General features: G+C 70.6%; 24 protein-coding genes. 20 read left to right on the top strand and 4 right to left on the bottom strand.

Annotation, left to right across the window (positions count from 1 at the left end; translation table 11 throughout):
* Positions 1-5 precede the first annotated feature (5 nt).
* The 4 genes from ACIBEI_RS43230 (at position 6) to ACIBEI_RS43215 (ending at position 3,599) form a co-directional block, all read left to right on the top strand.
* Complete coding sequence (locus ACIBEI_RS43230; RefSeq protein WP_398896500.1) at positions 6-1,295, top strand: ABC transporter ATP-binding protein; 1,290 nt, start codon at positions 6-8, stop codon at positions 1,293-1,295.
* A gap of 42 nt (positions 1,296-1,337) precedes the next feature.
* Positions 1,338-2,039: a trimeric intracellular cation channel family protein gene (locus ACIBEI_RS43225; protein WP_398896441.1), complete on the top strand. Its 702-nt coding sequence runs from the start codon at positions 1,338-1,340 to the stop codon at positions 2,037-2,039.
* Between the two features lie 77 nt (positions 2,040-2,116).
* Entirely contained in the window at positions 2,117-2,977 is an 861-nt protein-coding gene (locus ACIBEI_RS43220) for a thioesterase family protein (RefSeq protein ID WP_398896439.1), read from the top strand.
* A 229-nt stretch (positions 2,978-3,206) separates the two neighbouring features.
* Complete coding sequence (locus ACIBEI_RS43215; protein ID WP_398896437.1) at positions 3,207-3,599, top strand: hypothetical protein; 393 nt, start codon at positions 3,207-3,209, stop codon at positions 3,597-3,599.
* 103 nt (positions 3,600-3,702) lie between these two features.
* Here ACIBEI_RS43215 and ACIBEI_RS43210 read toward each other — a convergent pair whose 3' ends face one another.
* Positions 3,703-4,320 carry a TetR family transcriptional regulator gene (locus ACIBEI_RS43210; RefSeq protein ID WP_398896435.1) on the bottom strand — a complete coding sequence of 206 codons (618 nt, stop codon included), beginning with the start codon at positions 4,318-4,320 and terminating at the stop codon, positions 3,703-3,705.
* Positions 4,321-4,514: 194 nt separating this feature from the next.
* On the opposite strand from ACIBEI_RS43210, the gene ACIBEI_RS43205 reads away from it, so the two are divergent.
* The 3 genes from ACIBEI_RS43205 (at position 4,515) to ACIBEI_RS43195 (ending at position 6,383) form a co-directional block, all read left to right on the top strand.
* Complete coding sequence (locus ACIBEI_RS43205) at positions 4,515-4,679, top strand: hypothetical protein (RefSeq protein ID WP_398896433.1); 165 nt, start codon at positions 4,515-4,517, stop codon at positions 4,677-4,679.
* A gap of 74 nt (positions 4,680-4,753) precedes the next feature.
* On the top strand, positions 4,754-5,023 hold the full coding sequence (locus ACIBEI_RS43200) for a DUF4190 domain-containing protein (protein WP_143640563.1): 270 nt from the start codon (positions 4,754-4,756) through the stop codon (positions 5,021-5,023).
* Positions 5,024-5,213: 190 nt separating this feature from the next.
* Positions 5,214-6,383 carry a cysteine desulfurase family protein gene (locus tag ACIBEI_RS43195; RefSeq protein ID WP_398896430.1) on the top strand — a complete coding sequence of 390 codons (1,170 nt, stop codon included), beginning with the start codon at positions 5,214-5,216 and terminating at the stop codon, positions 6,381-6,383.
* Between the two features lie 116 nt (positions 6,384-6,499).
* Here ACIBEI_RS43195 and ACIBEI_RS43190 read toward each other — a convergent pair whose 3' ends face one another.
* Positions 6,500-7,204 (bottom strand): N-acetylmuramoyl-L-alanine amidase, encoded by a 705-nt coding sequence (locus ACIBEI_RS43190; RefSeq protein WP_398896428.1) that lies wholly within the window; start codon positions 7,202-7,204, stop codon positions 6,500-6,502.
* Between the two features lie 60 nt (positions 7,205-7,264).
* Between ACIBEI_RS43190 and mnmA the strand changes: the two genes are divergently transcribed.
* Positions 7,265-8,389, top strand: a complete 1,125-nt coding sequence (gene mnmA / locus ACIBEI_RS43185) for a tRNA 2-thiouridine(34) synthase MnmA (protein WP_398896426.1) — start codon at positions 7,265-7,267, stop codon at positions 8,387-8,389.
* 23 nt (positions 8,390-8,412) lie between these two features.
* Here the strand turns inward: mnmA and ACIBEI_RS43180 are convergent, their stop codons facing one another.
* On the bottom strand, positions 8,413-9,195 hold the full coding sequence (locus ACIBEI_RS43180; protein WP_398896424.1) for an alpha/beta fold hydrolase: 783 nt from the start codon (positions 9,193-9,195) through the stop codon (positions 8,413-8,415).
* Between the two features lie 37 nt (positions 9,196-9,232).
* Positions 9,233-9,556 carry a DUF427 domain-containing protein gene (locus ACIBEI_RS43175; RefSeq protein WP_142940575.1) on the bottom strand — a complete coding sequence of 108 codons (324 nt, stop codon included), beginning with the start codon at positions 9,554-9,556 and terminating at the stop codon, positions 9,233-9,235.
* 156 nt (positions 9,557-9,712) lie between these two features.
* Here ACIBEI_RS43175 and ACIBEI_RS43170 point away from each other — a divergent pair, with 156 nt between their 5' ends.
* From ACIBEI_RS43170 to ACIBEI_RS43115, 12 genes are all read left to right on the top strand, one after another.
* Entirely contained in the window at positions 9,713-10,519 is an 807-nt protein-coding gene (locus ACIBEI_RS43170; RefSeq protein WP_398896422.1) for a class I SAM-dependent DNA methyltransferase, read from the top strand.
* Complete coding sequence (locus ACIBEI_RS43165; RefSeq protein WP_398896420.1) at positions 10,516-11,055, top strand: TIGR00730 family Rossman fold protein; 540 nt, start codon at positions 10,516-10,518, stop codon at positions 11,053-11,055. The genes ACIBEI_RS43170 and ACIBEI_RS43165 overlap by 4 nt, the downstream gene beginning before the upstream one ends.
* A 73-nt stretch (positions 11,056-11,128) precedes the next feature.
* A complete protein-coding gene (locus ACIBEI_RS43160) occupies positions 11,129-11,827 on the top strand; it encodes an SDR family oxidoreductase (protein ID WP_398896418.1) in 699 nt (232 codons plus the stop codon).
* 101 nt (positions 11,828-11,928) lie between these two features.
* Positions 11,929-12,948: a methionine synthase gene (locus tag ACIBEI_RS43155; RefSeq protein WP_398896416.1), complete on the top strand. Its 1,020-nt coding sequence runs from the start codon at positions 11,929-11,931 to the stop codon at positions 12,946-12,948.
* Positions 12,949-12,963: 15 nt separating this feature from the next.
* A complete protein-coding gene (gene ligA, locus ACIBEI_RS43150) occupies positions 12,964-15,171 on the top strand; it encodes an NAD-dependent DNA ligase LigA (protein ID WP_398896414.1) in 2,208 nt (735 codons plus the stop codon).
* Between the two features lie 259 nt (positions 15,172-15,430).
* Entirely contained in the window at positions 15,431-17,734 is a 2,304-nt protein-coding gene (locus ACIBEI_RS43145) for a putative bifunctional diguanylate cyclase/phosphodiesterase (RefSeq protein ID WP_398896412.1), read from the top strand.
* Between the two features lie 356 nt (positions 17,735-18,090).
* Complete coding sequence (gene gatC / locus ACIBEI_RS43140; RefSeq protein WP_015036350.1) at positions 18,091-18,387, top strand: Asp-tRNA(Asn)/Glu-tRNA(Gln) amidotransferase subunit GatC; 297 nt, start codon at positions 18,091-18,093, stop codon at positions 18,385-18,387.
* 5 nt (positions 18,388-18,392) lie between these two features.
* The gene (gene gatA / locus ACIBEI_RS43135; RefSeq protein ID WP_398896410.1) at positions 18,393-19,898 is read left to right on the top strand and encodes an Asp-tRNA(Asn)/Glu-tRNA(Gln) amidotransferase subunit GatA; all 1,506 of its coding nucleotides are present in this window, start codon (positions 18,393-18,395) and stop codon (positions 19,896-19,898) included.
* A complete protein-coding gene (locus ACIBEI_RS43130; protein ID WP_398896408.1) occupies positions 19,895-20,137 on the top strand; it encodes a hypothetical protein in 243 nt (80 codons plus the stop codon). The genes gatA and ACIBEI_RS43130 overlap by 4 nt, the downstream gene beginning before the upstream one ends.
* A gap of 16 nt (positions 20,138-20,153) precedes the next feature.
* The gene (gatB, locus tag ACIBEI_RS43125; RefSeq protein ID WP_307521245.1) at positions 20,154-21,665 is read left to right on the top strand and encodes an Asp-tRNA(Asn)/Glu-tRNA(Gln) amidotransferase subunit GatB; all 1,512 of its coding nucleotides are present in this window, start codon (positions 20,154-20,156) and stop codon (positions 21,663-21,665) included.
* A gap of 495 nt (positions 21,666-22,160) precedes the next feature.
* The gene (locus ACIBEI_RS43120) at positions 22,161-24,416 is read left to right on the top strand and encodes an MMPL family transporter (protein ID WP_398896405.1); all 2,256 of its coding nucleotides are present in this window, start codon (positions 22,161-22,163) and stop codon (positions 24,414-24,416) included.
* Entirely contained in the window at positions 24,394-24,960 is a 567-nt protein-coding gene (locus ACIBEI_RS43115) for a GNAT family N-acetyltransferase (RefSeq protein ID WP_398896403.1), read from the top strand. Before ACIBEI_RS43120 ends, ACIBEI_RS43115 begins: the two co-directional genes overlap by 23 nt.
* The last annotated feature ends 37 nt before the right edge of the window (positions 24,961-24,997 follow it).

Below are 24,997 nucleotides of genomic sequence, written 5' to 3'. Positions count from 1 at the left end.
AACCCGTGGTCATCCCCGCGCAGAGCGACGGCGTGGCGACCCTCACCAAGGACGCCGCCCCCGGCGAGACGCTCCTGAAGGTGACCGGCCTGCAGAAGCACTTCCCGATCCGCAAGGGCCTGCTCCAGCGGCAGGTCGGCGCGGTGCGGGCGGTCGACGGCATCGACTTCGAGGTCAGGTCCGGCGAGACGCTCGGTGTCGTGGGCGAGTCGGGCTGCGGCAAGTCGACGATGGGCCGGCTGATCACGCGGCTGCTCGAACCGACGGCCGGCAAGGTCGAGTTCGAGGGCAAGGACATCACGCACCTCAGCGTCGCCGGCATGCGCCCGATGCGCCGTGACGTCCAGATGATCTTCCAGGACCCGTACTCGTCGCTGAACCCGCGCCACACGATCGGCACGATCATCAGCGCCCCCTTCAAGCTCCAGGGCGTCATGCCCGAGGGCGGCATCAAGAAGGAGGTCCAGCGGCTGCTGTCGGTGGTCGGTCTCAACCCCGAGCACTACAACCGCTACCCGCACGAGTTCTCCGGCGGCCAGCGCCAGCGCATCGGCATCGCCCGCGCGCTCGCGCTCAACCCGAAGATGGTCGTGGCGGACGAGCCGGTCTCCGCGCTCGACGTGTCGATCCAGGCGCAGGTGGTGAACCTGCTGGACGACCTCCAGCAGGAGCTGGGCCTCACGTACGTGATCATCGCGCACGACCTGTCCGTCGTACGCCATGTCTCGGACCGTATCGCCGTGATGTACCTCGGCAAGATCGTCGAGCTGGCCGACCGCGAGTCGCTGTACAAGGCGCCGATGCACCCGTACACCAAGGCGCTGATGTCGGCGGTGCCGATCCCGGACCCCCGGCGCAGGTCGGCCAAGAGCGAGCGCATCCTGCTCAAGGGTGATGTGCCCTCGCCGATCTCGCCGCCGAGCGGGTGCCGCTTCCACACGCGGTGCTGGAAGGCCACGCAGATCTGCACGACGACCGAGCCGCCGCTCCTGGAGCTGAAGCCCGGTCAGCAGGTGGCCTGCCACCACCCGGAGAACTTCGAGGACCAGGCCCCGCAGGACACCGTGCTGCTGACCGCCGCCAAGGAGGCGGCGGAGCTGGTGGCCGACGAGGTGCTCGCGGAGTCCGCGGCCACGTCGGCGGCGGTCGCGGCCGAGGTGGCGGCTGCCACGGAGACACCGGCTGCCAAGGAGTCGCCGGCGGTTTCCAAGGAGGCTCCGGCGAAGGAGGCTGCTCCCGAAGCGGCCTCCGAGGCCGACGAAGCCTCCGCGGGTGACGCTCCCGCCAAGGAGTAGCCTGCCAAGGAGTAGTAAGTATCACCGAGCCCCTGCCTTGCAATGGAAGGCAGGGGCTCAGTGCTGGGCGAGAATGTTCGGGTGATCCAGGAACTCTTCACCCCGTCCGTCCAGCACACACTCGACCTGGTCGGCATCTTCGTCTTCGCGATCTCAGGTGCCCTGCTGGCCGTCCGCAAGAACTTCGACGTCTTCGGCATCGCGGTCCTCGCCGAGGTCACCGCGCTGGGCGGCGGGCTGTTCCGGGACCTGGTCATCGGAGCCGTGCCGCCCGCGGCCTTCACGGATCTGGGGTACTTCCTCACCCCGCTGCTCGCCGCCCTGCTGGTCTTCTTCCTCCACCCCGAGGTGGAGCGGATCCAGCTCGGCGTGAACATCTTCGACGCGGCCGGACTCGGCCTCTTCTGCGTCGCGGGCACGACGAAGGCGTACGAGTACGGGCTCGGCCTCACCGCCTCGGCGACCCTCGGACTCGCGACCGCGGTCGGCGGCGGTGTGCTGCGGGACGTCCTCGCCAACGAGGTTCCCTCGCTGCTGCGCTGGGACCGGGACCTCTACGCCGTGCCCGCCATCGTCGGCAGCGCGATGGTCGCGCTGTGCATCCGCTACGACGCCCTGAACACCTTCACCTCCGCGCTCGCCGTCGTCACGGCCTTCGCGCTGCGGCTGCTCGCGATGCGATACCACTGGCGCGCGCCCCGGGCGTGGCACCGGCGCTCGACGGCGGTCGAGGTGGCGGAGTGAGGCGGGCCACGGGCCGTTTCACGTGATCGAAACAGAAAAAGCTACTGCTTAGTAACGAACTGTTGTACCGTTCAGGCATGTCAGAAGCAGCTTCCGTGCACGCGGTAAAGGCCAGGATCGGCGACAGCGAGTTCGACCGCGACACCGCGGTCACCCGTCGCGCACCCGGCGTCTACGACATCGACCTGTCCGCCGGGTGGACGATCATCAGCGCGGTCAACGGCGGCTACCTGCTCGCCGTCCTGGGCCGCGCGCTCGCCGACGCCCTGCCGCACGCCGACCCGTTCACGATCTCCGCGCACTACCTGACCGCGTCCCAGCCGGGCCCGGCGGTCGTCCGCACCGACGTCGTACGCACCGGTCGCACCCTCTCTACCGGCCAGGCCTCCCTGTTCCAGTACGACGACCAGGGCCGCGAGGTCGAGCGGATCCGCGTGCTCGCCTCCTACGGGGACCTCGATGCCCTGCCCGACGACGTCCGTACGGCGGCCCGGCCGCCCGCGATTCCGCCCATGGACCAGTGCTTCGGACCCGAGGACGGACCCGCCCCCGTCTCCGGCAGCTCCGCGATCGCCGACCGGCTGATGCTCAAGCTCGACCCCGCCACCCTGGGCTGGGCCCTCGGATCGCCGTCCGGCAAGGGCGAGATGCGGTCCTGGTTCGGCCTGGCCGACGGCCGCGACCCGGACCCTCTCTCGCTGCTCCTCGCGGTGGACGCGCTGCCGCCGACCGCCTTCGAACTCGGCCTGTCCGGCTGGGTGCCGACAGTCGAGCTGACCGTGCACGTGCGCTGCCGTCCGGCGCCGGGCCCCCTCCGCGTCTCCATCACCACCCGCAACCTCGCGGGCGGCTTCCTGGAGGAGGACGCCGAGGTCTGGGACAGTGCGGACCGGCTCGTCGCCCAGTCGCGTCAGCTGGCCAGGGTGCGGCTCGGCTGATCCGTACGCGGTCGGCCGCCTCCTGGCCTCTGTCACGGACCTGTACCAGTGAGGGAGTTGGGCCGAGCGGATGTAAGTGCAGGTCAGGACGGGTTTGTTGAGGTGGTCTTTGCGTCGGCCACAGGCGGGCCACAGCGCGGGCCCAAGCTGGTCCTAAGGGCGGTTGGTTGCATGCGGCTCTCAGATTCCGCTCATCCAAACGGGAGTTGCCCTCATGAAGCCTGTCCGCATGACGCGCGTACGTCACGTCCCCGCCATCGCCCTGCTGGCGCTGTCACCGCTCCTGTTGACGGCCTGCGGTTCGAGCGACTCCTCGTCGTCCTCGGGCAATGGCAACGGCAACGGCGGCTCGGGGCAGCAGAGTTGCCAGGCACCGTCGGGCGCGCCGAGCGGTGCGCCTTCAGGGATGCCCAGCGGGGCGCCGTCCGGGGCGCCCTCGGGAGCGGCTTCCGGTGCTCCCTCCGGTGCCGCCACGGGCAAGGCCCCGTCGGGCGCGCCCTCCGGGATGCCGTCGGGCGCGGCCGGCGGCGGCCCCGGCGGCGGGCAGGGCGGCGGCCCGGGCGGAGGCTGCGGGACCGGCGGTCAGCAGGGGCAAGGGCAGGGGCAGCAGGCCCAGGGCTGACCCGCTCGCGGCCAGTGGTGAAGGGCGCGAAGGGTGCGAGGGGCGCGTACGGCACTGTCGTACGCGCCCCTCGCGCGTGTGGGCCGAGTCGTGTCGCGGGGTGTCAGCCCAGCCAGTGGCGGCGGCCGATGCTGATCAGCCGCATCCGGCGGGTGGCCACCCGGGCCACCTGGTCCTGTTCCTCGGGGGCGGCCTCCAGGAACGTACTGGCGGTCATCAGCATCTGGTCGACGTACAGTCCGGCGAGCATCAGCAGGTCGTCGTCGCTCCAGCCGGCGGACTCGGGCTGCTTGACCAGTTCGGCCTTCACCTCGTCGGCGAACCGGGCCATCTGTTCCGCGATCGCGGACCGGACCTTCTGTACCCCGCCGTTGCGCTCCCGGGCGATGAACCGGATGTGCGCCGGGTGCTCGCGCACATGACGGGCGATCAGGGCGACGGCGCGGTCTATGCGTTCGTCGCTGTCGCCGGACGCCGACACCGTTCCGGCGATCATCGGGTGCAGGCTGCCCAGCGCCTCCTCGACCAGGGCGACTCCGAGATCCGCGGTCGAGTGGAAGTGCCGGTAGAAGGCGGTCGGGGCGACGCCGACGGCTCGGGTGACCTCGCGCAGGCCCAGGCTGCTGAGGCTCTGCTCCTCCAGCAGGCTCAACGCGGCGTCCAGGAACGCCTGTCGGGTCTTCTGCTTCTGGGCCTGCCGGATGCCGAGGGTGTGACTCATGCCATGTAGTTAACAACTGTTCTCCGTGATGGGAAAGTCGTGGGGCGCGCTAGACTCTGGAGTCAGTGAACAACTGTAACCACAAGCGTTCACCGAGTTGTTGGGTCCCGGAAACATCCGGGGACATTCGCCTCCGTACGGAGCTGTGCGGAGCGGACACGGCGGCTCGCCGGACTCACCACGAGAGGCATCTCATGCTGTTCCTCGTCGCAGCGCTCCTGCTGCTGGGCCTCATGCTCGGCACCGTGGCCCACGCCCCGCTGTCCTTCACCCTCGTCGCCGCCGCCGTCATCGGCGTGTGGCTGGCCGTCTTCGCGGTCCGCGAGCGCCACGGCCGGCGCCGCGAGACGTCGGGCTGAACCGGCCCAACCGGCCGAACCCCTCAACCACCCACGCCCACCTGACTGTTCGACTGCCTGTTGGGAGCAGACACATGGAACTCACCACCGCCGCCCCGCGGCGCCGGAGCACCGTCCGTGACGCCGACGGCATGGCCGTCGCCTCGTTCATCCTCGGTCTCGTCGGCCTGCTGGCCCTGAACATCTTCCTCGGCCCCATCTCCATCGCCCTCGCCTCGGCGGCCCTCTACCGCGGCACCACCCGCCGCGGCCGAGCCTTCCTCGGCCTGGGCCTCGGAATCGCCGACCTCCTGGTCCTACTGGCGTTCATGTCGGCGGACAGCACGCTGTCCTGGAGCTTCTGAGGTCGCCGGCCCACTGTCGCTGTGGGCAGGCGTTCCGCAGGGCGGAACGGGTGGGCACAGCCTCCGACTCCGGGTGCCTGGCCTAGGAGAGGCTGAGAGAGAGCCCCGGTAGGCACCCCCGGCGTGCGCCCCGCAAACAACCCCCGCCCGACCAGCCCACCAGATAGCGGGCCCTAGAATCGGGCCTACCATGGCATACCTCGACCACGCCGCGACCACCCCGATGCTCCCGGAGGCGGTCGAGGCAATGACCTCGCAGTTCTCCGTCACCGGCAACGCATCCTCCCTGCACGCCGCCGGCCGCCGCGCCCGCCGGACGGTCGAGGAAGGCCGCGAAACCCTCGCGGACGCCCTGGGCGCCCGCCCGAGCGAGGTGGTCTTCACCTCCGGCGGCACCGAGGCCGACAACCTCGCCGTGAAGGGCCTGTACTGGTCCCGCCGCGACGCCGACCCGGCCCGCACCCGGGTCCTCGCGAGCCCCGTGGAGCACCACGCCGTCCTCGACGCGGTCCACTGGCTCGGCGAGCACGAGGGCGCCACGGTCGAGTACCTCCCCGTCGACCGGTACGGCCGCGTCGACCCCGAGGCGCTCCGCGAGGCCATCGCGCGCAACCCCGACGACGTAGCCCTCGCGACCGTCATGTGGGCCAACAACGAGATCGGCACGGTCATGCCGGTCCGTGAACTGGCCGATGTGGCAGGGGAGTTCGACATCCCGCTGCACGCCGACGCCGTCCAGGCCTTCGGTCAGGTCCCCGTCGACTTCGGCGCCTCGGGCCTCGCCGCGATGACCGTCTCGGGCCACAAGATCGGCGGCCCGTACGGCATCGGGGCGCTGCTGCTGGGCCGGGAGTACAGCCCCGTACCGGTCCTGCACGGCGGGGGGCAGGAGCGGCACGTACGCTCCGGCACCCTGGACGTGCCGGCCGTCGCCGCGTTCGCCGTGGCGGGCCGGACCGCCGCCGAGCAGCGCGAGTGGTTCGTCCGCGAGATCGGCGGGCTGCGCGACGACCTGGTCGACGCCGTGCTCCAGGCCGTGCCGGACGCGATTCTCGGCGGCGATCCGGCGAGCGGGGGCCGCCTGCCGGCCAACGCCCACTTCACGTTCCCCGGCTGCGAGGGGGACTCGCTGCTCCTGCTGCTCGACGCGCAGGGCATCGAGTGCTCCACGGGCTCCGCGTGCACGGCCGGTGTGGCCCAGCCGAGCCACGTACTCCTCGCCACGGGCACCGACCCCGACCTCGCCCGCGGCACCCTCCGCTTCTCCCTCGGCCACACCTCGACGGAGACGGACGTCGAGGCGGTCGCGAAGGCGATCGGGCCGGCGGTGGAGAGGGCGCGGACGGCGGGGCTGAGCTGAGCGCTCCGCTGGATGTGCGGTTCTTGGGTGCGGGCCGTTCGTAGCTGCGGGCCTGCCGTGGCTGAGCGCGCAGTTCCCCGCGCCCCTGACGGGCGCGCCAGCCGTCACGCGCCCGGCTACGCGCCGCGCGTGGACGGCTCCGCCGACGGGGAGGCCGACCGCTCGGCTGCCTCGCGCACCAGGGGTATGTATCTCTTCCAGTCCCAGTGCGGGCCCGGGTCCGTGTGGTCCGTGCCCGGTACCTCGACGTGGCCGATGATGTGCTCCCGGTCGACCGGGATGTCGTACCGGGCGCAGATACGGGCCGTCAGACGGGCCGAGGCCTCGTACATCGCGTCCGTGAAGTCCTTCGGGCGGTCCACGAAGCCCTCGTGCTCGATGCCGACGCTCCGCTCGTTGAAATCGCGGTTGCCCGCGTGGAAGGCCACGTCCAGCTCGCGGATCATCTGCGTGACGCGGCCGTCCTGGCGGACGATGTAGTGCGTGGCGGCGCCGTGCGCGGGGTTCTGGAAGACCTTCACCGCGCTCTCGTAACTGCCCTGGGTGACATGGATGATCACGCGGTCTATGCCGAAGTCGTCGGGCCGGTCGGCCATACGCCAGTTCGACGAGGACGCCGCCACCCAGCGCGCGCCCCGGAAGTCGACCGCCCCCTCCTCGCGCGGCTTCTCCACGCTCGGCAGCCGCCACCACATGCGTCTCAGATCGTCCTGGGCCAGCACGGCGGTGCCCACGGCGGCCACGGCCCCGCCGATGAGCAGCGCACGGCGTCCGATCCGCCGGTCCGTGTCCTTCGCCGTATCCCCACCCTGATCGTGCATGTCTAGTCGAACGGATACTCGTGGGCTCCGGTTCCCACGGACCCGTACCCTTGAAGGGTTATGACTGAGACCTCGCAGCGCCCCCTTCGCGTACTGGCCGCCATGTCCGGTGGTGTGGACTCCGCCGTCGCCGCCGCCCGTGCCGCGGAAGCAGGGCATGACGTGACCGGTGTCCACCTCGCCCTCTCGGCGAACCCGCAATCGTTCCGCACGGGTGCGCGTGGCTGTTGCACCATCGAGGATTCGCGCGACGCCCGCCGCGCCGCGGACGTCATCGGCATCCCGTTCTACGTGTGGGACCTCGCCGAGCGCTTCCGCGAGGACGTGGTCGAGGACTTCGTCGCCGAGTACGAGGCCGGCCGCACCCCGAACCCCTGTCTGCGCTGCAACGAGAAGATCAAGTTCGCGGCTCTGCTCGACAAGGCCCTCGCCCTCGGCTTCGACGCGGTCTGCACCGGCCACTACGCCAAGGTGATCGTGCGCGAGGACGGCACGCGTGAGTTGCACCGCGCCTCGGACATGGCCAAGGACCAGTCGTACGTCCTCGGTGTGCTGGACGACCGTCAGCTGGCGCACGCGCTCTTCCCGCTCGGCGACACGCTCACCACGAAGGACGAGATCCGCGCGGAGGCCGAGCGCCGCGGCCTGGCGGTCGCCAAGAAGCCGGACTCGCACGACATCTGCTTCATCGCCGACGGCGACACCCAGGGCTTCCTCGCGAACCGCCTGGGCAAGGCGGAGGGCGACATCGTCGACGAGTCCGGCACGGTCGTCGGCAGCCACGAGGGCGCGTTCGGCTTCACGATCGGCCAGCGCAAGGGCCTGCGCATCGGCACCCCGGCCCCCGACGGCAAGCCGCGGTACGTGCTCGACATCTCGCCCGTGGACAACACCGTGACGGTCGGCCCGGCGGCCGCGCTGGACGTCTCCGCCCTGACGGCCGTCAAGCCCCGCTGGTGCGGTGCCGCTCCGGCGGGCCCGGGCACGTACACGGCCCAGCTCCGCGCGCACGGCGGCGAGACGGAGGTGACGGCGGAACTCGTCGACGGCTCCCTGGAGGTCACCTTCACCGAGCCCGTCCGCGGCGTCGCCCCCGGCCAGGCGATCGTCCTCTACGACGACACCCGCGTGGTGGGCTCGGCGACGATCGCGACGACTACGCGCGTGGCGACCGCACTGGCCTGAGGCACCCCGGCCCTGCCGTACGGCTACACGGCGAAGAACTCCGCCAGCGCCGGAGCCAGTACCCCCGGATCCACCATGTGGGTCTGGCCCTCCAGCACGCGATACGCCCCGTCCGGTGCCGCCTCCGCGGTGGCCCGGGCGGACTCGCGCATCCACTCGGGGCTCGCGCCGCCCGCCAGGGCCAGCACGGGCACGGGGACGGAGGCGAGGCGCTTGCGGGGGACCAGTCCGTCGCCCATCACGGCGTTGTCGTACGCGAGGGTCGGGGCGACCGCCTCCAGGGCCGGCCACACCGCGGAGTGCCGCATGCCCCTGATGACCTCGGGGGGAGCCCCGGTCAGGGCGATGAACAGTTCCACCGCGTCTCCGCGCCTGTCCTGCGCCAGCAGCTGGGTGAGGCGCTCGGTGTACTCCGCGCGCTGTTTTTCGCCCCCTTCGTAGACGGCGAACGGCGGTTCGTAGACGGCCACTCTGCCGACCGGCAGCCCGCTCGCCGCCGCCTCCAGGACCAGTGCGGCGCCCGACGACATGCCGTACAGCCCCGCGCTGCCGTCGCCCGTGGCCTCGATGAGGGCCGCGATGTCCTCGACCTCCCGGGCCACCGCGAAGGGCTGTGTGTCACCGCTGTCGCCGCGGCCCCTGCGGTCGTACACGACCGCGCTGAACCGGTCCGACAGGAGCGAGGCCAGGGGCGCGTCGGAAGCGCCCGTGGCCATGGCCCCGGTCACGAGGATGACCGCCGGGCCCTCACCACTGACTTCGTACGCGATGGGCGTGCCGTCGCGCGAGATCGTCTTCTTCTCCATGCCGGTGAGGACTGCCGGGCGGTCCGGAACTCATCGGTCAAACGGCTTCTACTTCGTAGAAGCACAGGTGGTCCTTGATCTCGGCGACCTCCGGCTTGGGGTCGGGGTAGCTCCAGACGAGGTCGGGAGCGTCCGGCAGCGACCAGTAGGACGCGTCACCCTTGAAGGGGCAGTGGGTGCGGGTCTCCGACGGGGTCAGCAGATCGAGGCGTACGTCCTCCGCGGGGAGGTAGTAGCGCACGGGCAGGCCCGTCTCGCGAAGGAGCAATGGGCGTGTGCTCTCGGCGAGCACCTGTCCGCCGTGTACCACACGGACGTGCTCGGTGCCCTGCTCGATGGTGATGCGGTGGCCTTGGGTCACGGCTTTTCGGCCTCCTCGGGTAGCGGTCTCGTCCTCTACAGCGCAGGCTGCTGTCGTGTTCTTCCCCGGCTTTCCGGCCACTTTTCCCACCTTCTGCTGTCCTGTTCCGTCCGCTTCTTCCGTTTCTTTCCTGGCCGCTCTCCGGCGGAGGTCCTCATGGGAGCCACGCGCCTGACCCGCAACCGCAAGACCCTGGCCCACCAGGTGCGATACGCCCTGCGGTACCCCGAGAGGGTCCCCGCGCACGCGCGCAGGGCCACGCGTGACGCCTGGCTGCGGCTGAGGTACGGCCATGACCACATCGCGTACTACCGGGCCGTGATGGCCTCGGACACCGCGCGCGGCGCCGAATCGGCGGTGGGGCACAACCCGTCACGCGACCGGTGGACACAGATCGGCCGGATGCAGTTCGACTACCTGACGGGGCACGGGCTCAAGCCGGAGCACCGGATGCTGGAGATCGGCTGCGGGAACCTGCGCGCCGGGCGGCTGTTCATCGACTACCTGGAGAGCGGCCACTACTACGGGATCGACATCTCGCCGGACATCCTCATCGCGGCCCAGGACACCCTCGTACGGGAGGGTCTGCAGGACCGGCTGCCGCATCTGACGCTCACCGACAACCTGACGTTCGCGTTCCTGCCGGACGCGCACTTCGACGTGGTGCACGCGCACAGCGTGTTCTCGCACTCGCCGCCGCACGTCATCGAGGAGTGCTTCGCGCACGTCGGCCGGATCCTCGCGCCAGGCGGCTTCTTCGACTTCACCTTCGACCGGACCGAGGGCAGGGAACACCAGGTCCTCCGCGAGGACTTCTACTACCGCACGGAGACCCTCGTCGCACTCGCCGCGACCCACGGCCTGTCGGCCCGCTTCATGGACGACTGGGAGGCCCTGCCGCACCGTCAGTCGAGGATGAGGGTGACGGCGATGTCGGTGCCGGGTCGTAGCGTGGAGCCATGAATATCTGCGTCTTCCTCTCGGCCGCCGACCTCGACGAGCGCTACACCCGACCCGCCCGCGAGTTCGCCGAGCTGCTCGGCAAGGGCGGGCACACGCTGGTGTGGGGCGGTTCGGACGTCGGGCTGATGAAGGTGGTCGCCGACGGTGTGCAGGAGGCCGGAGGACGGCTGCTGGGCGTCTCCGTGGAGTTCCTGGCGGTCAAGGCGCGCACGGGCGCCGACGAGATGGTCATCGCTGGCGACCTCGCCGAGCGCAAGGCCCTGCTCCTGGAGAAGGCCGACGCGGTCGTGATCATGGTCGGCGGCACGGGCACGCTCGACGAGGCGACGGACATCCTGGAGCTGAAGAAGCACGGGCACACCGACAAGCCGGTCGTCCTGCTCAACACCGCGGGCTTCTACGACGGCCTGAAGGAGCAGTTCCGCCGCATGGAGGACGAGGGCTTCCTGCCGCTGCCCCTCACGGAGCTCGTGTTCTTCGCCGAAGAGCCTGTCGGGGCACTGGCCTACCTGGAGGAGAGCCAGGGCACTCAGTGAGCCGCCAGGGCTCACGGCGGGCCCGGGGCAGCGGCCGTAGGGCCCGGCGGGGGAGGGACATGCGCGTGCGAGCATGGCGGGCATGCCTACTCATCTGATCACCGGGGCCGGTTCCGGCATCGGCGCGGCCGTCGCCCGCCGCCTCCACGCGCGCGGGGACGAACTCGTCCTGCACGCGCGCGACGCGGGCCGCGCGAAGGAGCTGGCCGCCGAGTTCCCCGGATCCCGGACCCTCGTCGGCGACCTCGCGGACCCGGACCGGCTCTCCTGGGCGTTCTCGCACCAGACGCTGCCCGACCGGATCGACTCACTCATGCACATCGCGGGTGTGGTCGACCTCGGCCCGGTCGGCGAGCTGACCCCCAAGACATGGCGTCACCAGCTCGATGTGAACCTGATCGCGCCCGCCGAGCTGACCCGCCACTTCCTGCCCCAACTCCGCGTCACCCAGGGGCATGTGATCTTCGTCAACTCCGGCGCCGGACTCAGCGCCTCCGCCGGCTGGTCCGCGTACGCCGCCTCCAAGCACGGCCTGAAGGCCCTCGCCGACTCCCTGCGCAACGAGGAGCACGCGAACGGCGTCCGGGTCACGACCGTCTATCCCGGCCGCACCGCGAGCCCCATGCAGGCCAAGGTCCACCAGCAGGAGGGCAAGGAGTACGACGCCTCGAAGTGGATCGACCCCGAGTCCGTCGCGACGAGCATCCTCATGGCCCTCGACCTGCCCCGGGACGCGGAGATCAACGACATGACGGTACGTCCCGGCCGCTGACGGGGAGCCGAATCCGGACCCGCGCCCGGACCCGCGCCCGGACCCGAGCCCGGACACGGACTGTGGCGTCCCGTTCCGCGGGCATTCCGTAGGCTGCCCGGGTGAGCGAAAACAGCGAGTTCAGGCCCGGCCCCGCGACCGGTGTCGGGTCGATGCCGGGCGGGGACGCCCGGGAGGCCGCCAAGACCGTGGCCGGGACCTTCGAGGGCCCCGAGACGGGCATGCCGTTCCTGGCGGAACTGCCCGCGCGGGGCCCCGGCGCCGACATGATCGGGCGTACCGCCGGGATGCTCGCCGAGCTGTACGCGCGCGTGGAGCCCAGCGGCTGGCGGCTCGGGGACCGGCCGGGGCGGGACACCAAGCGGGCCAGGTCCTGGCTCGGCGAAGACCTCGACGCCCTTGAGGAGTTCACCCAGGGCTACCAGGGACCGCTGAAGGTCCAGGCGGTCGGCCCCTGGACGCTCGCCGCCGCTCTGGAACTGCGCAACGGCGAGGTGGCGCTCTCCGACCCCGGCGCCTGCCGCGACCTCGCCGGATCGCTCGCCGAAGGACTGCGCGAACACCTCGCCGAGGTACGCCGTCGCGTGCCCGGCGCCGATGTCGTCCTGCAACTCGACGAACCGTCCCTCTTCGCCGTACTGAGCGGCCGGGTGAGGTCCGCGAGCGGCTACCGCACCCACCGTGCCGTCGACCGGCAGCTCGTCGAGGCCACGCTGCGGGACGTCGTCGCAGTGCAGGCCGGCGGTCCGGTCGTCGTGCACTCGTGCGCCCCCGACGTCCCGTTCGCGCTGCTGCGCAGAGCCGGGGCGAGCGCCGTCTCCTTCGACTTCGCTCTCCTCACCGAGCGTGACGACGACACGATCGGGGAAGCGGTGGAAGGGGGGACCAGGCTCTTCGCCGGTGTCGTCCCCGGGACGGATGCCGCATTGTCAGACCCTGCCGGTAGCGTCATGGGTGTCAGGACGCTGTGGCGCAGGCTGGGGCTGAATCCGGGGCTTCTCACGGAGGCGGTCACACTCACACCGTCGTGCGGACTCGCGGGCGCCTCCCCCGAGTACGCGCGCCGGGCGCTCGCCCACTGCGCCCGGGCGGCGAGATCCCTCGCGGACAACCCAGAGTAACGGGAGGACGACACGGTGGCCGGCGACAAGGACGCACAATTGGCCTCGGCTGCGGGGCCCGTGCCCGCCGAGGCGCGGGAGAAGCACGCGCAGCTCGCTGAGCAGATCGAGGAGCACCGCTTCCGGTACTACGTGAAGGACGCGCCGGTCGTCAGCGACGCCGACTTCGACAAACTCCTGCGCGCCCTGGAGGCGTTGGAGGACGAGCATCCCGAGCTGCGCACCCCCGACTCACCGACCCAGAAGGTCGCGGGGGCGTACGAGACGGAGTTCACGGCCGTCCAGCACCGGGAGCGCATGCTCTCCCTGGACAACGCCTTCGACGACGAGGAGCTGGCCGGCTGGGCGGACCGCGTCGCCAAGGAGGTCGGCACCTCCGACCACCACTTCCTCTGCGAGCTGAAGGTCGACGGCCTCGCGGTCAACCTCACGTACGAGCACGGCCGTCTCACGCGCGCGGCGACCCGCGGCGACGGCCGCACCGGCGAGGACATCACGCCCAACGTCCGTACGATCACGGAGATCCCCGACCGCCTCCACGGCGACCGCATCCCGGACGTCGTGGAGATCCGCGGCGAGGTCTACTTCCCGATGGAGAAGTTCGAGGAGCTCAACGCCCGTCTGGTGGAGGCGGGCGACAAGCCCTTCGCCAACCCGCGCAACGCGGCGGCGGGTTCACTCCGCCAGAAGGACCCCCGCATCACGGCGACCCGGCCGCTGCACATGGTCGTCCACGGCATCGGCGCCCTCCAGGGCTTCGACGGCATGAGCCGCCTCTCCCAGGCGTACGACCTGCTGCACGCGTGGGGACTGCCGACCACCCGCTACGGCAAGGTGGTCGACGACCTCGACGGCGTACGGGAGTTCATCGCCTTCTACGGAGAGAACCGCCACTCCGTGGAGCACGAGATCGACGGCGTCGTCGTCAAGCTCGACGAGATCCCCCTCCAGGGCCGCCTCGGCTCGACCTCCCGCGCACCTCGCTGGGCGATCGCCTGGAAGTACGCGCCGGAGGAGGTCAACACCAAGCTGGTCAACATCCGTGTGGGCGTGGGCCGCACGGGCCGCGTCACTCCGTACGCGCAGGTGGAGCCCGTGACGGTGGCCGGCTCCGAGGTCGAGTTCGCCACCCTGCACAACCAGGACGTGGTGAAGGCCAAGGGCGTCCTCATCGGCGACACCGTGGTGCTCCGTAAGGCCGGAGACGTGATCCCGGAGATCCTCGGCCCGGTCGTCGACCTGCGGGACGGCAGCGAGCGGGAGTTCGTGATGCCCGCCGAGTGCCCGGAGTGCGGCACACCGCTGGCGCCCGCCAAGGAGGGCGACATCGACCTCCGCTGCCCGAACGGCCAGACCTGCCCGGCCCAGTTGCGAGAGCGCCTCTTCTACCTCGGCGGCCGCAAGTGCCTGGACATCGAGAACTTCGGTTACGTCGCCGCAGCCGCGCTCACCAAGCCCCTGCAGCCGGCCGAGCCGCCCCTGAGGGACGAGGGCGACCTCTTCGACCTCACCATCGAGCAGTTGCTGCCCATCAAGGCGTACGTCCTCGACCAGGACAGCGGACTGCCCAAGCGGGACCCGAAGACCGGCGAGGAGAAGATCGCCACGGTCTTCGCCAACCAGGAGGGCGCCCCGAAGAAGAACGCGCTCGCGATGCTGGACTTCATCGCGGCCGCCAAGGAGCGTCCGCTGGCCCGGATCATCACCGGCCTGTCCATCCGGCACGTGGGGCCGGTCGCGGCCGAGGCCCTGGCACGCGAGTTCCGCTCGATCGACCGCATCCAGCAGGCCACGGAGGAGGAGCTGGCCGCCGTCGAGGGCGTCGGGCCCACCATCGCCGCCTCGCTGAAGCAGTGGTTCACGGTGGACTGGCACCAGGAGATCCTCCGCAAGTGGAAGGCCGCGGGCGTCCGTATGGAGGAGGAGAGCTCGGGCGAGGACGAGGGACCTCGCCCGCTCGAAGGGCTCACGGTCGTCGTCACCGGCACCCTGGAACATCACACCCGCGACGGAGCGAAAGAGGCACTCCAGAGCCGGGGAGCGAAAGTGACCGGTTCTGTTTCGAAGAAGACGGCTTTTGTTGTCGTGGGTGACAATCCTGGATCGAAGTATGACAAGGCAATGCAGCTCAAAGTGCCGGTTCTGAACGAGGAGGGCTTCGCCGTTCTGCTCGAACAAGGACCGGAGGCAGCGGCCGAAGTCGCGCTTCCGATCGAGGAGTAGCGGTTGAAGACCACCCGTTCGGCGCATACCAGATGCATACGGGTGGCCGGGTCGCATTCGGGCAACCGTCGACGACCGCTGCCCGTGGAAGCCTTCTGCGGCCTACTGTTGAGATGTGCGCCTGCCGTGCCCAGCTGCGGTTGGGGCATCCCCTGCTCTTCGGGAGCCTGGGGAAGGGTTATCAGACGCGGTGCCGTTGAGGGTTAGTCGGGCATCGGGCCGCGTGGCGTGGGCACCGCCGGCTGTGAGAGGGACGGGAATGGAACCGACCGAGAGCGCCGCCCCGGACTCACGGCTGCGTCCACGCTGGGTGACCGGCGTGCGGCGATGGGGGCACCCCTTGCTGGAGCGAAGCCGGGAGTTCGGGGCGGGCCTCAGGGTCGCGCGGCCCACAGGGCGTCCGGGCGGGCAGGTGCGCGCCGCCGGACAGTACAGCGCGGCGGCCGGGAACGGCCCGGGCCGCCTCACCTCCGTCCCCGGATCCCCGTCCCACATGCCGGGCCACGAGTCCGAGAAGCAGCTGTCCTGGCCCGCGCTGCCCACGGCGGTCGTCACGTCGGCCGCGTTCGTCCTGGGCGCGGGCTTCTACCGGGCGTTCACCGGGAACCATGCGCTCTTTCCGTCCGGTTCCACCGGCTGGGCGCTCGCGGTCCTGGTCGGCGTCATCGTCGGCCACCTGGTGGCGCTCGGCCGTTCCCGCTGGTGGGGCGGCACGGGCTCCGGCGCGGCCCTCACCCTCGCCGTCCTGCTGCTGTACGGCTGGGTGCCCGCCGGGATGGTCAGCCTCACGGTCGTCGTCCTCGTCGGCATAGCCCGTCGTCATCGCTGGCGGCAGGGCGTGCTGCACGGCGCGGTGGACATCCTCGGCATCGGCGCCGGGGCGCTGGTGCTCGCCGTGTTCGGCCGGGTGCCGTCCGTCGAGACGCCCTGGAAACCGGAGACTTGGACGGTTTACACGGCTCCTTCGGTGGTGTTGGTGGCCGGGGCGTATCTCGTGGTCTCCCGCGCGCTGCTCTGGTACCTCCACGCGCCGCGTACGGGCGGACTGCCGACCGTGGCGCGAACGGCCCTGGTCAGACAGGGGCTGGTCGCCGTCGCGCTGCTCGGCATCGCCCCGCTGATCTGCGTCGTCGCGATCGCCCTCCCCGTCCTGCTGCCGCTCTTCTCGGTCCCGCTCATCGCTCTCGACTCCACGCTCTGGATAGCGCGGGCGCGGGCCGAGGAGCAACTGCGTGACCCCCTCACCGGACTGCCCAACCGGCAGTGGCTACTCGAACGGACCTGGCGGGCGCTGGACGACGCCGAACGAATCGGTGCACGTTCCGCTCTGATGCTGATCGATCTCGATCGCTTCAGGGCCGTGAATGACACGCTCGGTCACCTCGCCGGAGACCGGCTGCTGTTGCAGATAGCGGACCGGCTGCGGGTGGCGCTGCCGCGCGGGGCGGAGGCCGCGCGGCTCGGCGGGGACGAGTTCGCCGTGTTACTGCCCATCGTCGACTCGACGACGTCCGCGACGCGGGTCGCCCGCAATCTCGTGGCCACGCTCGGGTCACCGCTCGACCTCGACGGGCTCACCCTCGTCCTGGAGGCCAGCGCCGGGCTCGCCGTCTTCCCCGATCACGCGCTGGACGCGGAGGGGCTGCTGCGGCGGGCGGACGTCGCGATGTACCAGGCGAAGCGCGACCGCACGGGCGTGGAGGTGTACGAGTCCAAGCGGGACTCCAACACCCCCGACCGGCTAGGACTGCTGGGGGACCTGCGGCGGGCGCTCGACGCGGGAGACGTCGAGCTGCACTACCAGCCCAAGGTCCGCTTCGACGGACAGGTGGCGGGCCTTGAGGCGCTCGTACGGTGGGTGCATCCCGAGCGCGGGAAAGTGCCGCCGGACGAGTTCATAGCCATCGCCGAGTCGTCCGGGCTGATGCCGCATCTCACCGAGTACGTGCTGGAGACGGCGCTCGCCCAGGTGGCGCGGTGGCGGGCCCGGGGGCTGCGGGTCCCGGTCGCCGTAAACGTGTCACCGCGGGACGTGCACACGCCCGGGTTCGCCGGAGCGGTCGCCGCGCGGCTCGCCCGGCACGGGGTTCCCGCGGGAGCGCTTCAGCTGGAGATAACGGAACACGTGCTGCTCGAGGACCCGCAGCGCGCCGCGGACACCCTGGCGGGGCTGACCGGGCACGGCGTGAAGATGTCGCTCGACGACTTCGGGACCGGGTATTCGTCGCTGGTGCATCTGCGGCGGCTGCCCGTGAGCGAGCTGAAGATCGACCGGTCGTTCGTGGCGCGGCTCGCGGTGGACACCGAGGATGCCGAGATCGTGCGGTGCACCATCGATCTCGCCCACTCGCTCGGGCTGCTGGTCGTCGCCGAGGGGGTCGAGGACGACGAGACGTGGGAGCGGCTCCGGGATCTCGGGTGCGACGCGGTTCAGGGGTGGCTCGTCGCCGCGGCGATGCCTCCGGAGGAGGCCACGGCCTGGCTGCTCGCGCGGGGGTCTCGGGGGTGGCAGCGGCCCAAGGCTGCGTTGCCCGCGGCGTTGCCTGCGGCGGCTGAGGAGTAGTTCTTCGGGTGCGGGTCGGTGGGGTGTTTTCTTCCCGCCCGCACCGCCCGTTACTGGTACCTGAGGCGTGAAGGTTTCCCGTGGGGCGTCCTCGCCGTCGGCGGCCGTCCGGCCGTCTTGTGGCGGTCCGGCCGTTTTCCGGCTGACCGGCCGTTTTCCGGCGGTCCAGCCGTTTTCCAGCGGTTCGGCCGTTTTCCGGCCGTCCCGGTCGTCGTGCGGTGCGTGAGACCCGTACGGGCCGTACCGCCCGCATGCGTCCCCCACCGAGCCGTGCCCGGGAAACCGATGTACGGGGATGCCCGTGCGACCCATAGGATTGGGCCAAACCACACTCACTCACCCCTGAGGATCGCTGCATGCCTGGCATCACGCGCGAGGAGGTCGCCCACCTCGCCCGGCTGGCGCGTCTGGAGCTGAAGGGCGAAGAGCTCGACCACTTCGCCGGCCAGCTCGACGACATCATCGGCGCGGTCGCCCGCGTCAGCGAGGTCGCCGACCAAGACGTACCGCCGACCTCCCACCCGCTGCCGCTGACGAACGTCATGCGCGCGGACGAGGTCCGTCCGTCGCTCACCCCCGAGCAGGCGCTCTCCGGCGCCCCGGCCCAGGAGCAGCAGCGTTTCAAGGTGCCGCAGATCCTGGGGGAGGACTAATCACCATGACGGACAGCAACGTCAACATCATCAAGCTCACCGCCGCGGAGATCGCCTCCAGGATCGCCGCCGGTGAACTCACCGCCGTCGAGGTCACCGAGGCCCACCTCGCGCGCATCGAGGCCGTCGACGAGAAGGTGCACGCCTTCCTGCACGTCGACCGGGACGGGGCGCTCGCCCAGGCCCGTGCCGTCGACGAGAAGCGGGAGAGGGGCGAGAAGCTCGGCCCGCTCGCCGGCGTCCCCCTCGCGCTCAAGGACATCTTCACCACCGAGGGCATCCCTACCACCGTCGGCTCGAAGATCCTCGAAGGCTGGATCCCGCCCTACGACGCGACGCTCACCAAGCGGCTCAAGGCCGCCGACGTCGTCATTCTCGGCAAGACCAACATGGACGAGTTCGCCATGGGGTCCAGCACCGAGAACAGCGCCTATGGCCCGACCGGGAACCCGTGGGACCTCACCCGCATCCCCGGCGGCTCCGGCGGTGGCTCCTCCGCCGCGCTCGCCTCCTACCAGGCGCCCCTCGCCATCGGCACGGACACGGGCGGCTCCATCCGGCAGCCCGCCTCGGTCACCGGCACGGTCGGTGTGAAGCCGACGTACGGCGCCGTCTCGCGGTACGGCATGGTCGCGTTCTCGTCCTCCCTCGACCAGGGCGGGCCCTGCGCCCGTACGGTCCTCGACGCCGCCCTCCTCCACGAGGTCATCGCCGGGCACGACCCCCTCGACTCGACCTCCATCGACGCGCCCGTACCGGCCGTCGTCGAGGCCGCCCGCAACGGCAGCGTCGAAGGCATGCGCGTCGGTGTCGTCAAGCAGTTCCGCGGCGAGGGCTACCAGGCCGGTGTCGTGCAGCGCTTCGACGAGTCCGTCTCGCTCCTCAAGGAGCTGGGCGCCGAGATCGTCGAGCTGGACTGCCCGTCCTTCGACCTCGCCCTTTCGGCGTACTACCTCATCGCCCCGTCCGAGTGTTCGAGCAACCTCGCCCGCTTCGACGGCCTGCGCTACGGCCTGCGCACCGGCGACGACGGCACGCACTCCGCCGAGGAGGTCACCGCCCTCACCCGCGAGGCCGGCTTCGGCGACGAGGTCAAGCGCCGCATCATGCTCGGCACGTACGCGCTCAGCTCCGGCTACTACGACGCGTACTACGGCAGCGCCCAGAAGGTCCGTACGCTCATCACGCGCGACTTCGAGAAGGCGTTCGAGCAGGTGGACGTGATCGTGTCGCCCACCACGCCGACCACCGCCTTCCCGATCGGCGAGCGCGCCGACGACCCGATGGCGATGTACCTCGCCGACCTGTGCACCATTCCGACGAACCTCGCGGGCAACGCCGCGATGTCGCTGCCCTGCGGTCTCGCGCCGGAGGACAACCTGCCCGTGGGCCTGCAGATCATCGCCCCCGCGATGCAGGACGACCGCCTCTACAAGGTCGGTGCTGCTGTCGAGGCCGCGTTCGTGGAACGCTGGGGGCACCCGCTGATCGAGGAGGCTCCGTCGTTGTGAGTGCCACGGCCGCCAAGGCAAAGAACTTCAAGAAGTCGAAGAAGGGGCTGTACCTGTCGCTCGGCAGTACAGCGTTCGGCGCGATCAGTGTCGCCAAGCAGGCCAAGCTGGCCCGCAGTGACGGGGACACCCTGAGGCTCATCGACGCCGCCGTATCCGCCGCCGCCATCGTCACCGGCCTTGCGATCATCTACCGGGAGCTCAAGCGCCTCGGTGACGACGACGTCCTGCTGGGCTGAGAGGGAAAGTTTCACCGTGACTGTCACGACTGACCTGGTGTCGTACGAGGACGCGCTGGCGTCGTACGACCCCGTCATGGGCCTCGAAGTCCATGTCGAACTCGGCACCAAGACCAAGATGTTCTGCGGCTGCTCCACCGAGCTGGGCGCCGAGCCCAACTCGCAGGCCTGCCCGACCTGCCTCGGCATGCCCGGCGCGCTGCCGGTCGTCAACGCGGTCGGCGTCGAGTCCGCGATCAAGATCGGTCTCGCACTGCACTGCGAGATCGCCGAGTGGTGCCGCTTCGCCCGGAAGAACTACTTCTATCCGGACATGCCGAAGAACTTCCAGACCTCCCAGTACGACGAGCCGATCGCCTTCAACGGCTATCTGGACGTCCAGCTGGAGGACGGCGAGGTCTTCCGCGTGGAGATCGAGCGCGCCCACATGGAGGAGGACACCGGCAAGTCGCTGCACGTCGGCGGCGCGACCGGCCGTATCCACGGTGCCTCGCACTCGCTGCTCGACTACAACCGCGCCGGTATCCCGCTCATCGAGATCGTCACCAAGCCGATCGAGGGCGCCGGCGAGCGCGCTCCCGAGGTCGCCAAGGCGTACGTCGCCGAGCTGCGCGAGCTCATCAAGGCGCTCGGGGTCTCCGAAGCCCGCATGGAGCAGGGCCAGATGCGCTGCGACGTGAACTTGTCGCTGCGCCCGCACGGTCGCGAGAAGTTCGGCACCCGGAGCGAGACCAAGAACGTCAACTCGCTGCGGTCCGTCGAGCGCGCCGCCCGCTTCGAGATCCAGCGGCACGCCGCGGTTCTCGGCAGCGGCGGAACGATCATCCAGGAGACCCGTCACTTCCACGAGGACACCGGGTCCACGACCTCGGGCCGCGTGAAGGAGGAGGCCGAGGACTACCGGTACTTCCCGGAGCCCGACCTCGTTCCCGTCGCCCCGTCCCGCGAGTGGGTCGAGGAGCTGCGCGCGGGCCTGCCCGAGCAGCCGCTGGCCCGGCGCAACCGGCTGCGCGAGGAGTGGGGCATCACCGCCCACGACATGCAGTCGATCCTCAACGCCGGTGCGATCGACTCCATCGTCGCCACCATCGCGGCGGGCGCCGACGCGGCCTCCGCCCGTAAGTGGTGGATGGGCGAACTGGCGCGCACGGCCAACGAGTCGGGTGTGTCCCTGGACGCGCTGGCCATCACGCCCGAGCAGGTCGCCCGGGTGACCGCCCTGGTCAACGAGGGGTCCCTCAACGACAAGCTGGCCCGCCAGGTCATCGAGGGCGTCCTCAAGGGCGAGGGCACCCCGGACGAGGTCGTCGAGAAGCGCGGTCTGAAGGTCGTCTCCGACGAGGGCGCCCTGACGACCGCCGTCGAGGAGGCCATCGCCGGCAACGCGGCCATCGCGGACAAGATCCGCGGGGGCAAGGTCGCCGCCGTGGGCGCCCTGGTGGGCGCGGTCATGAAGGCCACGCGCGGGCAGGCCGACGCGGCCCGCGTCAAGGAGCTGATCCTGGAGAAGCTCGGCGTCGAGGGCTGAGCCCTCGCTCTTTGCCTCGCGAAGGGGGCGTACACCTGAGTTGCAGGTGTGCGCCCCCTTCGGCGTTCCATCCTGGGGGCTGCGCCCCCAGACCCCGCGCCTATCGGTTCGGCCCGGGAGTGTGTTTTGTGCGGGTCGTTCGTGGCTGGGCGCGCAGTTCCCCGCGCCCCTGAAGGGGCGCTCACCGTGTGGGGCTCGCTGAACGCCGCCGCGGTCTCGTGCGTACATGTCTCTGAGGCCGCTCACTCCTACCGCGTGTAGGTCGATCGGGGGGTGCATCGGGACCGATGCACCCCCCATTGGCGTGTCGGCGGGCGTCGTGCGGGGCGACAGAGTTCATTGGATTGTCGTGTGAACTGCCTCGCACTCCTGTGAGTAAACCCACGAATGAGGCCAACGATCACTTTCGACTGCAAGAGTGATAACGAATTGGTCATGCGTTCTTTGCGGGCAGTTCCCGATAAAGATCCACAAAGCACCCAGGGGAGCTAGTCCGTGGCAGCTCTAGCACGTTGGTGCGTCCAGCACCGCCTCGTCGCCGTACTGCTCTGGCTCCTCGCCTTCGGCGGGATCACCGCCGCCGCTGCCGTCACCGGAACCGCGTACTCGAACGACTACGAGGCGCCGGGCACCGAATCGGGCCGCGCCAGCCAGCTCCTCCAGGACGGGTTCCCCGGCCTCGGCGGCGACAGCGACACCGTTGTCTGGCACACCACCGCCGGCACCGTCCGTGCCGCGGACGTCGAGCAGACCATGAGCCACACCCTCGACGAGATCGCCGACCTGCCCGGAGTGGCCGCGGTCGCCAGCCCGTACAAGGGCCACGGCGCGGGCCAGATCAGCGGCGACGGACGTACGGCCTATGCCACCGTGACCTTCGAGGACCCGGCCGAGGACATCGACCAGGGTGAGGCCACGGCCGTCGTGGACACCGCGAAGGCCGCGGCGACCGACGGACTCCAGGTGGAGCTGGGCGGCCAGGCCGTCGCCCTCACCGAGTCGTCGGGCGGCCACATCGCCGAGGTCGTCGGGGTGATGGTCGCCGCCGTGGTGCTCTTCCTCGCGTTCGGCTCCCTCGCCGCCTCGCTGTTGCCCATCGCCACGGCCCTGGTCAGCGTCGGCACGGCGTACGCCGGGATCGCGCTCCTCGGGCACGCGATGACCGTCGCCGACTTCGCGCCGATGCTCGGCATGCTGATCGGACTCGGCGTGGGCATCGACTACGCGCTGTTCATCGTGACCAGACACCGACGCGGCCTGAAACGCGGACTCTCCGTCGAGGAGGCCGCACGGAACGCGGTCGCCACCACCGGGCGCGCGGTCGTCTTCGCGGGCGCCACCGTCTGTATCGCCCTGCTCGGCATGCTCATACTGCGGCTCGGCTTCCTCAACGGGGTCGCGATCGCCGCGTCCCTCACCGTGGTCCTCACCGTCGCGGCCTCCGTGACCCTGCTGCCCGCGCTCCTCTCCCTCATCGGCATGCGCGCCCTCAGCCGCCGTGAGCGCCGCCGCCTGGACGAGCACGGCCCCCAGCCGGAGATCCCCACCGGGCTCACCGCCCGCTGGTCCGCCTTCGTCGAGAAGCACCCCAAGCTCCTCGGGGGCGTCGCCCTCGCCGTCATGGCCCTGCTCGCGCTCCCGACCTTCTCCCTGCACCTGGGCACCTCCGACCAGGGCAACAACCCGGAGACGGCCACCACCCGGCAGGCGTACGACCTGCTCGCCGACGGCTTCGGGCCCGGACTGAACGGGCCGCTGACCCTTGTCACGCACGTCGGCGGGGCCCAGGACCGGGTCGCCCTCGACAACCTCGACGCCACGCTCCGGGCGACCGAGGGCGTCCGGACGGCGACCCCGGTGACGTACAACAACGTCGGTGACACGGCCTACCTCAGCGTCGTGCCGACGTCCTCGCCGCAGTCCGAGCGGACCAGCGACCTCGTCGACCGGCTGCGTGACGACGTGCTGCCGCGGGCCGAGACCGGGACCACGCTCGACCTTCAGGTGGGCGGCATGACCGCCGGGTACGACGACTTCGCCGACGTCATCGTCGGCAAACTGCCCCTCTTCGTGGGCGTCGTCATCGGCCTCGGCTGCGTCCTACTGCTGCTCGCCTTCCGCTCCATCGGCATCCCCCTGAAGGCCGCCGCGATGAACGTCGCGGCCGTCGCCTCCTCCTTCGGGGTCGTCGTCGCGATCTTCCAGTGGGGCTGGGGCAGCGAACTGCTGGGCCTCGGCCGCGCCGGCCCGATCGAGCCCTTCCTGCCCGTGATCATGGTCTCCGTGCTCTTCGGGCTCTCCATGGACTACCAGGTGTTCCTGGTCAGCAGGATGTACGAGGAGTGGCTGGAGACCGGCGACAACCGGCGGGCCGTCCGCGTGGGCCTCGCCGAGACCGGCCGGGTGATCAACTCCGCCGCCGTGATCATGATCTCGGTCTTCCTGGCCTTCGTGCTCAGCGGCGACCGCGTCATCGCGATGTTCGGCATAGCGCTCGCCGCGGCCGTCGCCCTCGACGCCTTCGTGCTGCGTACGCTCCTGGTGCCGGCTCTGATGCACATGCTGGGCGGCGCCAACTGGTGGCTGCCCCGCTGGCTCGACCGGCGCCTGCCGCGCATCAGCATCGAGCCGCCGGAAACCCTTACCGTCGACGCCGAGGGCCGTGCGAGGATCCCGAGGGCGCGCGAGGACGCGCTCGTGGAGGTACTCGTGAAGGAGCAGGAGCAGGATGTACGCGATATCCCTGGGTGACGACGGCGCCGAACTGCGTCCCCTGGAGCCGTGGCACGCGGAGGAGTTCCTGGCGCACCTGGACCGGGGGCGCGAGTTCATCGGGCAGCACATTCCGTTCGGGGCCAAGGCCGTCGACGTCGACTCCGCGAAGGAGCTCCTTCAGGCGTACGCCGACAAGCGCGCCGCCGACACCGGCAGCCTGCACGGGCTGTGGCTGGAGGGGAAGCTGGTCGGTGGTGTGCTTTTCCTGCACTTCGACGCCGAGCGGGGCACCTGCGAGGTCGGCTGTTGGCTGGAGCCGGCCGGCGCGGGACGCGGACTGGTCACGCGGGCCATGCGGATCCTCATCGACTGGGCGGTCGAGGAGCGGGGCATCCACCGCGTGGAGTGGCAGGCGTCGTCCGTCAACGAACCGAGCATCAACGTGGCGCGGCGGCTCGGCATGAACCGCGACGGGGTGCTCAGGGAGAGCTTCCCGTACCGGGGCGTACGCCAGAACCTGGAAGTGTGGTCGGTGCTCGCGCCCGAGTGGCGTGCCGCACGCGCGCGTTCCTGGAAGTGACGTGAAGTGCCGTGAAGTGCCGTGAAGTGATGTCCCG

The organism is Streptomyces sp. NPDC050988 (assembly GCF_044456225.1).
In the GTDB taxonomy this organism is placed as follows: Bacteria; Actinomycetota; Actinomycetes; order Streptomycetales; family Streptomycetaceae; genus Streptomyces.
The sequence above is the reverse complement of the archived record's forward strand: the minus strand, read 5'-3'. Positions and strand labels throughout refer to the sequence as shown.